Source organism: Paractinoplanes atraurantiacus (assembly GCF_900215205.1).
GTDB lineage: Bacteria > Actinomycetota > Actinomycetes > Mycobacteriales > Micromonosporaceae > Actinoplanes > Actinoplanes atraurantiacus.
Window position 1 is genome coordinate 563139 of the sequence record NZ_OBDY01000001.1, and the last position, 12759, is coordinate 575897.

Annotated in this window: 8 protein-coding genes; 2 read left to right on the top strand and 6 right to left on the bottom strand. The window is 71.0% G+C overall.

The genetic code is table 11. The annotated features are described in order from the left end of the window. The first annotated feature begins 36 nt into the window (after positions 1-36). A complete protein-coding gene (locus tag CRP55_RS02650; RefSeq protein WP_097318696.1) occupies positions 37-1281 on the top strand; it encodes a GAF domain-containing sensor histidine kinase in 1245 nt (414 codons plus the stop codon). A 3-nt stretch (positions 1282-1284) separates the two neighbouring features. Here CRP55_RS02650 and CRP55_RS02655 read toward each other — a convergent pair whose 3' ends face one another. The 6 genes from CRP55_RS02655 to CRP55_RS02680 form a co-directional block, all read right to left on the bottom strand. Further along, complete coding sequence (locus tag CRP55_RS02655; RefSeq protein ID WP_097317817.1) at positions 1285-2820, bottom strand: hypothetical protein; 1536 nt, start codon at positions 2818-2820, stop codon at positions 1285-1287. Beyond that, complete coding sequence (locus tag CRP55_RS02660; protein WP_097317818.1) at positions 2813-3658, bottom strand: hypothetical protein; 846 nt, start codon at positions 3656-3658, stop codon at positions 2813-2815. Before CRP55_RS02660 ends, CRP55_RS02655 begins: the two co-directional genes overlap by 8 nt. Before the next feature lie 4 nt (positions 3659-3662). Then, positions 3663-5921: a glycosyltransferase family 2 protein gene (locus CRP55_RS02665; protein ID WP_097317819.1), complete on the bottom strand. Its 2259-nt coding sequence runs from the start codon at positions 5919-5921 to the stop codon at positions 3663-3665. A 304-nt stretch (positions 5922-6225) separates the two neighbouring features. Then, positions 6226-8637, bottom strand: a complete 2412-nt coding sequence (locus tag CRP55_RS02670; protein ID WP_097317820.1) for a bifunctional polysaccharide deacetylase/glycosyltransferase family 2 protein — start codon at positions 8635-8637, stop codon at positions 6226-6228. Between the two features lie 11 nt (positions 8638-8648). Then, the gene (locus tag CRP55_RS02675) at positions 8649-9722 is read right to left on the bottom strand and encodes a hypothetical protein (protein ID WP_143234371.1); all 1074 of its coding nucleotides are present in this window, start codon (positions 9720-9722) and stop codon (positions 8649-8651) included. A 525-nt stretch (positions 9723-10247) separates the two neighbouring features. Next, positions 10248-11828 carry a dolichyl-phosphate-mannose--protein mannosyltransferase gene (locus tag CRP55_RS02680; RefSeq protein ID WP_097317822.1) on the bottom strand — a complete coding sequence of 527 codons (1581 nt, stop codon included), beginning with the start codon at positions 11826-11828 and terminating at the stop codon, positions 10248-10250. Between the two features lie 76 nt (positions 11829-11904). On the opposite strand from CRP55_RS02680, the gene rsmI reads away from it, so the two are divergent. Further along, on the top strand, positions 11905-12756 hold the full coding sequence (rsmI, locus tag CRP55_RS02685) for a 16S rRNA (cytidine(1402)-2'-O)-methyltransferase (protein WP_097317823.1): 852 nt from the start codon (positions 11905-11907) through the stop codon (positions 12754-12756). Positions 12757-12759: the final 3 nt, after the last annotated feature.

Consider the following 12759-nt stretch of genomic DNA (forward strand, 5'->3'; position numbering starts at 1 on the left):
GTGGTACCTCTGAAGCAAGTCTTCGGAGGTGACGGCATGAAAGCTCCCCTGCCCGACAATGAGATCGACCGGCTCACCGCGCTCTACGCGCTCGACATCCTCGACAGCGCGCCCGAGCAGGATTTCGACGACATCGTCGCGCTCGCCTCGAACGTGTGCGGCACGCCGATGTCGCTCGTGACCCTGGTCGACACCGACCGGCAGTGGTTCAAGGCGAAGATCGGCACCGAGGCGACCGAGACCGACCGGGAGCTCTCGTTCTGCTCCCACGCGATCCTCGGCCGTGACCTGCTCGTGGTGCCGGACGCGACAAAGGATCCGCGCTTCGCCGACAACCCGACGGTGACCTGCGACGACGGCGTCCGGTTCTACGCCGGGGCGCCGCTGGTCACCACCGACGGCTTCGCGCTGGGCACGCTCTGCGTGATCGACAACGAGCCGCGCAAACTCGACGTCGAGCAGCTCCAGGCCCTGCGCGCACTGGCCCGGCAGGTCACCTCGCAGATGGAGCTGCGCCGGCACGCGATCGCGCTGGCCAACACCACGGCCCGGCTCCAGGAGCTCGAGCGGCGCAAGGACGACCTGGCCGGCCTGGTCGGCGGGGACCTGCGGGCGCCGCTGCGGCTGATGTCGCAATATCTCGGCAAGCTGGGCAAGACCGGCTATCACGACGCCGAGATGGGCGACCTGGTGAGCAAGGCGGTGTCCGGGCACATCCGCGGCTTCATCGACCTGCTGCACCATCTGACGACGATGGCCGACGCCGGCTTCGGCAGCGAGAGCCTGCACATGCGGCAGATCGACCTGACCCGGATCACGCAGCGCGCGGTCGAGGCGGTACGCCCGATCGCCGCCACCAAGCAGATCTGGATCCTCAACCAGGCCGGCGGACCGGCCATGCCGATCCTCGCCGACCCGGTGCGGCTGGAGCAGGTGCTCACGCACCTGCTGTTCGCGGCCGTGAAGTACACGCCGTCGGGCGGCCGGGTGCGCGTCGGCACCGAGATCGAGTCGGGGCCGACGGTGCGCCTGGACGACATGGACATGCCCGACGGCATGCGCCCCGACCTGTTCCCGCACCTGTACTACGGCGCGATCGCCAACCCGTCGACGGTGCCCGGGCCCGACCGGGGGCTCGCCGTCGCCAAGAAGATCCTGGACGCGCACCACGCCACCGTGGCGCTGTCGGACCGGCCCGGCGACGGCACGTCCCTGCACGTGGTGTTCCCGTTCGCCGATCTCACCCCGACCGACATGATCGAGGATCTGATCGCGGCGTAGGGGTCAGCCCTTCAGCTTCTTCTTCACCGCGCGGGCGAACTGCTTCGGGTGGCGGATCTTCGCCACCTTCTTGGCCGTGTCGTGCAGCTTGAGCACCGGCGAGTTGCGGTACTGCCGCAGCTCGTCCCGGAACTTGCGGAGCTGCGCCTCGCGGGTCTTCAGGCTCTGGTCGCGGAAGCGCAGCGTCCGCTCGAGGCCGAAGACCTTGCCGGTCAGCTCCTTGATCCGCTTCTTGTCCTCGTCGGTGTCGGCGAGCGCGGTGGCCACGTCGGGCACCTCGGCCTCGGCCGGCGCGAACGCCTCAGCCAGCTCCCGGCCGCGGGCCAGCAGCTCGGGCGTGGCCTCGACGCCGGACATGCCGAGCCAGGTGGTCACCAGGTCGTCGCTGTCGACCATCCACGGCGGCCACGGGTGGCGGCGGTGGGCGGCGATGAGACGGTCGCGGAACCGGAACCACGAGGCGGCCACGAGCTCCTCGCGGCTCGCACCCTCCGGCGCCTCGGTGATGCCGCGGGCGAAGCCGTCGGCCGCCGGGTAGAGGTCGTCCAGCGGGAAGTCGTCGACACGGGCCGCAAACGCCCGGAAGCCGGGCACGTCCTCGGCCGCGGCCAGCCGGAACAGCTCCGTCTCGGCCGAGACCGTGTCGGGCACGACCCGGTCGCCGACCGTCCAGCCGGCGTCGCCGAGGTCGAGGCTGTGGGTGGCCGTGTACGCCGTGTGGGTGGCGCCGGCCGGGCCGAGCACGGCCAGCCAGCCGGGCGCCACTGCGCCGAGCAGCCCGGCCCGGGCGGCGGCGTCGGCGCCGGTGTTGATCGGGGCGACCAGCGGGGTGTGCGCGGCGGTGGCGGCCAGGCCCTCCAGGGCCAGGCGGGCGCCGGGCCGGCCGGGGCGGGTGGCCGCGGCGGCGGCCGCGTCGAGCAGCGTGTGTGTCTCGCCGGCGGCGTCGAACGACGCGTACAGCCGGGCAACCGGAAGGGCGGCCAGCACCTGGTCGGGCGAGGTGGGGCGCTCGGGGTCGTCGTGCAGCGGGCGCCACTCGTCGTCGCCGTGGCGGGCGTCGACCGGGCGCCGGTCGTAAAGCCCGGCCAGCCCGAACTCGTTCTCGACGCCGATCAGCACCAGCGCGTCCGGCCCGGCCAGCCCGGTGACCAGGGCGGCCCGCTGCGGCCAGTTGAGCGCCGGCGAGTCGTAGCCGAGGACGCGGTCGAGGCCGTCGGCCGCGATCACCAGGTCGTACGGGCCGTTGGCCAGGCCGTCGAGCGCGCCGGCGATCACGGTGACCTCGGATCCGGGGAACGCCTCACGCAGGTCGGTGGCGTCGCTGACCGAGCGGATCAGCACGGTGACGTGCTCGCTGCGGGCCGCCACCAGCCTGATCAGCTCGTGGCTGTGCGGGCCGGCGACCAGCGCGCGGGCCGCCTTGGCGGGCAGTGCGTCGGTGAGGAAGGCCAGAAGCGCGTCACCGCCCGCGGGCTTGCGGTAGCTGGTGTAGTCGGTCCAGGGCTGGATCTCGCCGCGGACGACCTCGATGTCAGTCATGGTGGTTCCAATCGAAGAGAGACCGCATCTCGGCGGGCGACATCATCCAGTCCTTGCCGAGCTCGTCGTCGGTGATCGCGCGGGCGGTGGCGAGATCGATGTCCTTGCCCAGCATGTCGGGCCAGAGGCGGGCGATGCGGGACTGACCGCCGAACAGCGGGTTGTCGCCCTCGAGCGCCATCGCGTCACCGTAGACGGCGGGCTCGCAGCCGGCCGCGACACCGTAGAAGATCGCCGTGGCGAGCCGGTTGGAGGCCACCCGCTTGAACCGGCGGAACGCGGCCAGCTGCTTGTAGAGGAACTTGCGGTCGGTGCCCTCGTAGTTCCAGCCGCGCTTGCCGAAGCAGATGACCTCGAAGCCGGCCTCCTCGTACGCCCGGCGCACGTCGGCCCGCTCGTACTCGGTGTAGTAGAGGCTGATCGTGACCGGCTCGGTCTCGGTCTCCTTGATCTCGCTGATCAGGCGGGCGTGGTCGCCCTCGATCTTGGCGCCGAGGCCGCCCGGGGCGTCCCAGCCGTGGAAGAGGAACCAGAGCGTGCCCTCGCGCTCGGACTCCTTGACCTTGCCCAGGTCGGGCTCGAGGTCCATCAGGTAGAGCATGGGCGCGCCGGTCACCGCGTAGTTGCGGCGGCTCAGCGCGTGGCCGCGCCGGCGGGGGGCGTCGCTCCAGACGAACCGCCAGGCGCCGTCGAAGAACTCGTGCACCGGGTTCCAGCCGCAGCCCACGTTCCAGCCGTGCTGCAGGTAGCCCGGGATGCGCGGCGGGAACTCGTCGTCCAGGCCGCAGTGCCGGGCCAGGATGTGCGTCAACCCGTAGTAGTGGTTGTGGTGATGCATGCGATCAGTCCATCTCCAGGTGCAGGATGCCACTGCGGGCCCGCAGGACCAGCTTGCCCAGCCGGCGGGGGAGCCGGCTCACCAGGAAGCTGTCGGCCTGTACGGCGTACGGCGTACCGCCCTCCGGCGAGGCGAACAGGGCCCAGTTCAGATCCTCACCCTCGGACAGGTCGTCCAGTCTCGTCGACGCCGTCCACCGCTCGTCGTCCAGGGTGATCTGGACCGGCGCGTCGATGCCGTCGTCGGAGTTCGGCAGGAAGCGGCGCCAGGTGATCCGGCTGTAGTCGGTGCCGGCCCAGCGTGGGCCGGAGACGCTCAGATAGGTCGCGTCCGGAACCGCCACGACGTCGTCGGCGAAGACCTGGGCCGGCGCCTCGATCAGGTTCAGGTACATGCCGGGGGAGCGGCTCACCGCCACCACGCGGCCGCGGCGCTCGGCCAGGACGCCCCGGTCGAGGCCGGTGATCGACATCATGAACTGGTTCTTGCCGTCGTGCATGCGGGGCACCAGGACCGTACGCAGCAGGAACGGGTCGTCCGGCTCGGTCACGCCGATCAGCTCGTCCAGCGGCACCCGGGCCGTGAAGTCGTCCATGGCGTCGTGCCGGACCCGCTGGACCGGCACGTGGATGGCGCCGACCGAGTGGCTCAGCCGCAGCTCGGGCTCCTCCAGGCGGGAGGCGAGCCGGCCGCTGAGCACGAGCTCGTCGCCCTCGACCTCGGCCGTGGTCAGCTCGACCGTGTTGCGCCGGAACTCGAGGAAGACCCGGCCGTCGCCGCCGTTGAGCGGCTGCACCCAGACGTCGCCGACCCAGTCGCCGACCGGGTACTGCAGACCACCGGCGGCCAGCACACCGCGGCGCTTGAGGCCGTGTGAGCGCACCTCCACGGTGATCTGCGCCTTTTTGGCCGAGCCGGAGAGCGAGGCCAGCAGCGTACGGGGGATGCGCGTGATGAAGCCGACGGGCCGGTTGTCGCCGTGCTCGTCGTGCTCGACGAGCCGCTCGACCGGCAGCTCCCGCGACTCCTTGCCCCAGGCGAGGGCGACCCGGATCTCCGACTTGGCCGTGGTCGGCAGGTGGGCGATCTCGGCCGTGCCGTGCAGCACGAGCGCGTCGTCGGTCCAGGAGAGGTCGCGCACCGCGGTGCGGACGTCGAGCTCGGTGCGCGGCAGGGTGTAGAGCGAGGAGGCGACCTTGGCGCCTTCGCGCAGCCCCGGGTACTGCCCCTCGTAGCGCCAGGGGAGCACGGGGTGACGGCGGGCCCGGACGCCGCCGCGCAGGCCGCCGTCGGCCCGGAAACGGGCCAGGTTCTGCAGCAGCTCGGCGTCGCCGGACTGGAGGGCCTCGTACTCGAGGCGGGCGAAGGTCGACGACTCGGCCAGCACCGCCGGGTCGAGCCGGCCGCTGAGCCGCTTGCCCAGGGCGAGCAGCGGGGTCATCTCGTGGTCGGCGGCCGACGCGAACGACTGGACGATGGTGGTCAGGTCGACCGTGGCCAGGTGGCGGTGCACCTCGCCGCGCAGCTCGGGGGCGCGCTTGTCGACCAGGTCGAGCACCATCTCGGCCGAGACGACGCGGTCCTCGATGTTGGCGAACTGGAACTTGAGCTGGGTGATCGACTCGCCCGACTCGCGCTCGCGCCAGTAGTAGACCGGCACGGCCAGGCAGTCGACGGTCACGGCGTCGATGTGGGCCCGCAGGGTGACCGGGTAGTCCTCGTAGCGGATCGCCGGGAACTGGTATTTGAACTGGTCCCAGAACGAGCGGCGGTAGACCTTGTTCCACACCATGCGGTCGATGGCCAGGCCGGGGTGCTCGAAGATGTGGGTGGCCTTGCGCAGCTTGCCGTAGCCGGCGCGGTGCACGTACGACTGGCGGACGCCGTAGGTGTTGTTGAACCGGCGCGCGTTGCCGCCGGCCAGCGAGGAGGCGGTCTCGTCGAGGGAGCGCACCATGATCTCGTAGGCGTACCGGGGGATCAGGTCGTCGCTGTCGACGAAGGTCAGGTATTCGCCCTGCGCGTGCTTGACGCCCGTGTTGCGGGCCGGGCCGAGGCCCTGGTTCTCCTGGGTGACGATGCGGAAACGGGGATCGGCCTCGCAGTGGGCGCGGGCGATCTCGGCGCTACCGTCCGGTGAGCCGTCGTCGACGAGGATGACCTCGAAGTCGGTGAGGGTCTGCCGGGACAACGAGTCCAGGCAGTCGCCTATGTACCGCTCGACGTTGTAAAACGGGACGACGATGCTCAGCCGTGGAGTCACCTCGCTTCCTCACCGGGACGTGACAGAGACGGTGAGCGATGGAGCTGCAGCATGACACCAGTTCCTGCGAGGAGCGCGGGGGACTTGGCGATGCTGCCTGGTCCAGGGAGACGGGAACAGGTCCTGAAGATGAACTCTGGATGAACTTGTGCGGTACGGGGGGCGAAGTGAGGCGTACATATCCCTAAACATCCGATAGGTCGATTTTGTGGATCAGCGAACCCCCCGTCCGTTTCCGCCGTCTTACCAGCACATCGGCCCGTGCTCCGCTCGGCTGCAGTTCGAGCGGAGCACGGGCCGACGATCACCCGGTGCGTACCGGGCCCGAGCCGCCACCCGGGGGCGAGCCGGCTGACGGGAGATCACGGGGGTCGAGCACGGCCGTGCGATCCGGCTGCGTCGGTACCACCGGCCGGGCCAGGGCGCGGCCCGACGCCGGGTGCTGGTCGTCGCGGCCCTGTCCGAGCGTCGAGGGCCAGGTGTCCACGACCGGGGCGACGTCGCGGCCGAGCGGCGCCGCCACCGCGTCGGCCCGGGCGCCCAGCCCGGCCCGGTGCAGCTTGTGCCAGCGCAGCCGCCCGCCGGTCAGCGCGGTGGTCGCCGACTGCATCAGCACCAGGTACATCAGCTGGCGATAGGCGAACTGCTGAAGTGGCAGGCGCCACAGCGGCTTGAGCGACTCCTTGTCGAACCGGAACGCCACCGCCGCGGTGAACAGCTGCAGGGCGAGCATGCCCAGCCAGGCCACCACCGTCTCCTCGAGCTCCCAGAAGACCAGGCCGTAGACCAGCATGATGTCGACGACCGGGGCCAGCATCGGCAGCGCCACCCCGAACAGGGCCAGGAACGGCAGGCCGACCCGCCCGAAGCGGCCCGACGGGCCGGAGTCCCACAGAGCCCGGCGGTGCTTCCACATCGCCTGCATGGTTCCGTAGCTCCACCGGTACCGCTGGCGGTAGAGCTGCTCCAGAGTCGCCGGGGCCTCGGTCCACGCCTTCGCCTTCTCGGCGTAGACGACCTTCCAGCCGGCCCGCAGCAGCGCGATCGTGACGTCGGTGTCCTCGGCCAGCGTCTCGTCGCTGACCCCGCCGACCTGGGCCAGCGCCTCACGACGGAACGCGCCGATCGCGCCGGGCACGGTCGGCATGCAGCCGAGCACCTCGTACAGCCGCCGGTCCAGGTTGAAGCCGATCACGTACTCGATGTGCTGCCAGGCCGCGACCATCCGCTCCCGGTTGCCGACCTTGACGTTGCCGGCGATCGCGCCCACCTTCGGGTCGGCGAACGGCTGGACCAGCTCGCGGATCGAGTCCGGCTCGAAGATCGTGTCGCCGTCGACGGTGACGATCAGGTCGTGCCGGGCCAGCGCGACCCCGGTGTTCAGGGCGTTCGACTTGCCGCCGTTGGGCACCCGGACCACCCGCACGTTGGGCAGCCGCATCTGCTCGACCAGGGCGGCGGTGCCGTCGGTCGAGCCGTCGTCGACGACCACCACCTCGATGTCCGGATAGTCGCCACCGGCCAGCGAGCGCACGGCGGCCTCGATGCCCTCCTTCTCGTTGTACGCGGGCACGATCACCGACACCGGCTCGACGACCGGCCGGCCCCAGCTCCAGCCGGGCTTGCGGCGCTGCCGGGCGTGCCGGGTCGCGAGGAGCAGCAACAATGCCGTACGCCCGATGGTCAGCGTCCCGACCAGCAGGAAGAGCCCCGCGATGACCCAGACGAGCCCGTCCGCGAGGCGGACCGTCCAGATGACCGCCGTGCCCCGCCAGACGTCGGTGCCGGGCGCCTCGGGATTCTCGGCCAGCAGAGGCACGGGCGCGGCCTTGGCCGCGGCGGCCTTGTTGCTCTCGGCGATCGTCCCGTTGAGGCCCTCGGTGACCGTCGTGAAGCGATATCCCTTGGCCTGCATGGCCGGGATGTAGCGCTCGAGCGCCCGGACCGTCTGCGAGCGGTCGCCGCCGGCGTCGTGGAAGAGCACGATCGCCGAGGCGCCGCCGCTGGGCGTCGCGTTCGCGACGATCCGGGGCACGCCCGGCAGCTGCCAGTCCTCGCTGTCCAGGTCGTTCACGACGACCAGGTAACCCTGCCGGCCGGCGTCCTTGATGATCTTCCAGTTGGTCTCGTCGATCGCGGCCGTCTTCGACGAGTACGGGAAGCGGGCCAGGTTGGTGTGCACCCCGGTGGCGCGGGCGATCGCGACCTGCGTCTGCGACAGCTCCAGGTTGCGCCGCCACGGCGCGATCAGCTGAAGGTTGGGGTGGGTGAAGGTGTGCAGGCCGAGCTCGTTGCCCTCGTCGGTGACCCGCTTGGCCAGCGCCGGGTGGCGGGAGACCTCGGAGCCGACCACGAAGAAGGTGCCGTGCGCGTTGTGCCGCTTGAGCACGTCGAGGACCTTGGGGGTCCAGGTCGGGTCGGGGCCGTCGTCGAAGGTCAGCGCGATCGTCTTGGCCGGCATCCGGCTGGTGCTCTCCTGGCCGCCGGTGGTGTTGATGACCGGCCCGCCGCCGAGGATCGCCTGGGGCACGCCGGCCTGGTCGCCGACCTCGGACTCGGCGTGGTCGCCTTTGAACTCGGCATTGACGTACGCCTGCACGATGAGCACCGCGATGAAGACGCCGACCAGCAGCGTGCCGAGCAGGACGCGCGGCGCGGGCAGCAGCCGGCGGCGGACGGGGCCGCGAGCGCGGCCGCGGGCTCGCCGGGTGGGCATGGCGGGAGGGGTCACGAAGGCACCTTGGAAGTGAGAACGTCGGCGGCAGGGACGGGCGGCGGAGCGGCGGAGCCGGAACCACCCGAGCCGGACCCGCCGCCGCTGGAGCCGCTGCCGGAGCCGCTGCTCCCGGAAGCGCTGCCGCTGCCGGAGCCGCCGCTGCCGGAGCCGCCGCTCGTGGCCGAGCCGCCGCCGGAGCCGCCCGAGGTGGTGCCGGATCCGCCACCGCTCGTGCCCGACCCACCCCCGCTCCCGCCGGAGCCGCCCGATGCCGTGCCCGAGCCGCTCCCGGAGCCGCCGGAGCCGCCGCCGGAGCCGCCCGAGCCGCTGCCGGAGCCGCCCGAGGTGGTGCCGGAACCGGAGCCGGAGTTGGACGAGCCCGAGCCGTTCGGGCTCGGGCTCGGGTCGCCGGCGGCGCTGCCGCCGCCACCGCCGCCGCTTGTTCCGCCCCCGGTGCCGGTGCCCCCGCCCGTGCCGCCGCCGGTGTTCGGGGCGGGCGGCTCGGGCGCGACCGGCGGCTTGCTGGACGGCGGCGGGGTGGTGGTGCCCGGTCCGGTCGTCGTCGGTGTGGTCGGCGGGGTCGTCACGACACCCGACTCGAGCGGCCGGGAGGTCGTCGGCTTCGGCTTGGGCGCCGGCTTGACCGACTTGGTGGCCTTCGGGGTGGCCGACGGCGGCCGGGACGACGACGTCGGCACGCGGGCCGACTCCAGGCGCGGCGCGAGGCGGCGCTCGGGGGTCCGGCGGGCCTCGGCCACGAAGACGGCCGTCGCCTTGGGGGCCGGCGTCGGGCTGGGCGGCGGCGGGGCCGGAGCCGGCGCCTTGGTCTCCTTCTCTTCGGGCTCCAGCCCGGGCAGCGGCAGCACCGCGCTGGAGCGGACCGGACCGCCCGCCAGGCTCACGCTGATCAGGCCGCCGTACACCATGACCAGCGCGCCGAAGGCGTAGGCGAGCCGCCGGAGGAACCTGCTGCGGCGCCCGGTGCTGTCCACGAACACCGGGGCGGGCTGCGAAACGGAGATCACCTCAGTATCGGGAATCTCGGTCGCGGCGAATTGCGGGTTTTTTGGCTCGTGCGAAGTCACGCGGCGAGCTTAAAAATATTTATGGCGATCTTGAGGGCCCTCACTCGTGAGGGTGACGGATGATCGCCGACTCGAATCAGCCGAAATGATGAGCGTCTACGTTTGACCAGATGGGGCCCGGTGTGTGCCGTGAAAAAAGGCAACGCTCTGAGCTGCGGTGCAATGGTTAATGAATCGAGGTTACGCGAGTTCGGAGAACCGTTAACTGTCGCTTTGCCGACAGTGAAAGAGGCTAAAAGCCGAAGCCTGTTCACGAGGCGATATGCCGTACAAAATTAGGTTATTGGTTTTTGTCCGGTTTGTCCAAACGGCTTGATCGAAATTTGAAAGTTCGGCACGCGACCCGTTGTGCGTGACATCGGAGGTCGTTAAGCTTTGTGGTGCGCGCCCCTATCGCCCGCTTCCCCCGTGGCAGGCGATCGGGGCGCGCTCTTGCTTTGCCTCAGCTCGCTGACCTGCGCTCGAGACGACTCGCGCCGGCAGTGTCGAGCACTACCGGCGCGGTGTCAGGGTCCGGACGACCGCTCAGATCCAGCGGCCGCCCAGCCACATTCGTTGCGACCAGCTGTCGTACGGGATCAGCTGCCCCACGAAGACCGGATAGAAGTAGGCGAAGCACAGCGCCACCGCGACCACGTACGCCGTGACCACGATCGTGCCGATCAGCTGCCGGTCCGTGCGGCCCGGGCCGGAGGTGATGCCCTCCTTCGGCGTCATGATGGCGCCGAGCACGTAGACGACGGCCAGGATCAGGAACGGCAGCGCGGGCAGGACGTAGAACGAGAACATCGTCCGGCCGTCCTTGATCGCGTAGTAGAACCACGGCAGGATGCCGGCGACCGCGCCGGTGCCGATCGCCCACGCCCGCCAGTCGCGGCGGGCCAGGCCGAACCAGACCAGGGCGGCCAGCGCGGGCAGGAACGACCACCACAGGATCGGCGTGCCCAGCAGCAGCACCTCGCGGGCGCAGCTCGGCGCCCCGCAGTCGCCGCCGTTGTTCCAGTAGAAGGCGACCGGACGGCCCAGCAGCAGCCACTGCCACGGCCACGACTGATAGACGTGCCGCTCGGTCAGCCCACTGTGGAACTTGTACGCCTCGGAGTGGTAGTGCCACAGGTTCATCAACGCGCCGAAGATCGGCGGCTCGCTGAGCCCGTTCGCCTCCCGGTAGTGCCGGAAATAGCCGTCGTCGGTGACGAACCAGCCCGTCCACGCGGCCAGGTAGACCACGAAGCTGATGCCCAGGGTCAGGATTAGCCAGCCCAGATCGCCGATGATGCCGGCCAGGAACGGCCCGCGGATGCCGGCCGAGCGGCGGGCCTGCACCCGCCAGACGATCACCAGCGCCGCGAAGAACGGCGCGAAGGCCAGGGCGCTCCACTTCACGCCGCAGGCCATCCCGAAACTCACCCCGGCCACCAGCAGCCACCACGGCACGATCCGCGGCACGGCCGGCGTCTTCTCCGGATCGAACCCGTTCTCCAGCGCCCGCAGCAGGCCGCGCCGGTAATGGTCGCGATCGATCACGATCGCGGCGAAGGTCATCAGGACGAACAGGCCCAGGAAGATGTCGAGCAGCGAGGTGCGCGAGAGCACCAGCTGGAAGCCGTCGAGCGTCATCAGCAGGCCGGCCAGACCGGCCAGCAGCACCGAGTGGAACAGCCGGTAGGCGACGCGGATCAGCACCAGGATCATCACCGTGCCGGCGATCGCGGGCATCAGGCGCCAGCCGAGCTCGGTGTTGCCGAAGATCAGCTCGCCGAGGGAGATCAGCCATTTGCCCAGCGGTGGATGCACCACGTACGCCGGGCCGTTGGTCTTCTCGTCCCACTCGACGCCGTGCTGGAGCATGTCCCAGGCGTCGGTCGGGTAGTACACCTCGTCGAAGATGTACCCCTTCGGGCTGCTGACCCCGTTGAGCCGCAGGATCGCGGCGATCACCACGATCACGCCGGTGACGATCCACGAATAGGGGTTGAGCCAGTTGTCGAGGCCGGTCAGCCGCCGCCGGACGACCTCGGGAATCGCGCGCACGCCACCGGACTCCGGCGCCTCAACGGGCGGTTCCGGGGTGATCTCTTTCTCCGCTGTCGCCGCCGTAGTCACCCCGCGATCGTAGAAGGTACGGCTGAGAGCCGACGCTCGCCGTCGCCGCGGCGCGTCATGTGATGGACTTTCCGTCGTGTCTTCCGCAGAGAACTCTTCCGGCCGGGTCGTGCTGCTCGGCGCGCCGCTGGGCAACGTCGGCGACGCCTCCACGCGACTGCGCGAGGTCCTCTCCACGGCGGACGTGATCGCCGCCGAGGACACGCGCCGCCTGGCCCGCCTCACCCGCGACCTGGGCGTCACGGTCTCCGGGCGTGTCGTCTCCTACTTCGAGGGCAACGACGAGAGACGTACGCCCGAACTGGTCGAAGCCCTGGCCGGCGGCGCCGTGGTCGCCGTGGTCACCGACGGCGGCATGCCGAGCGTCTCCGACCCGGGCTTCCGGCTGGTCCGCGCGGCCCTCGACGCCGGATATCCGGTGACGGCGGCGCCGGGACCGAGCGCGGTCACGACCGCCCTGGCGCTCTCCGGCCTGCCCAGCGACCGATTCGTCTTCGAGGGCTTTCTTCCGCGTACGGGTTCTCACCGCCGCTCCCGGCTGCGCGAGCTCGCCGCGGAGCCGCGCACGCTGGTCCTGTTCGAGGCGCCCCACCGCATCGCGGGCACCCTGGCCGACCTGGCCGCGATCTTCGGCGCCGACCGGCCGGCCGCGGTCTGCCGCGAGCTGACCAAGACGTACGAGGAGATCCGCCGCAGCACGCTGGAGGAGTTGGCCGCCGACGCCGCCCGGGAGGAGTTCCGGGGCGAGATCACCCTGGTCGTGGGCGGCGCGCCGGCCGGACCGGCCGAACGCCCGGCCGACGAGGACCTGCGCGCCGCGGTGGCCGCCCGCGAGGCGGCCGGGCAGTCGCGCCGGGACGCGATCCAGGCCGTGGCCGACGAGTACGGCGTGAAGAAGCGCGAGGTGTACGCGCTGGTGCATCAATAGGCT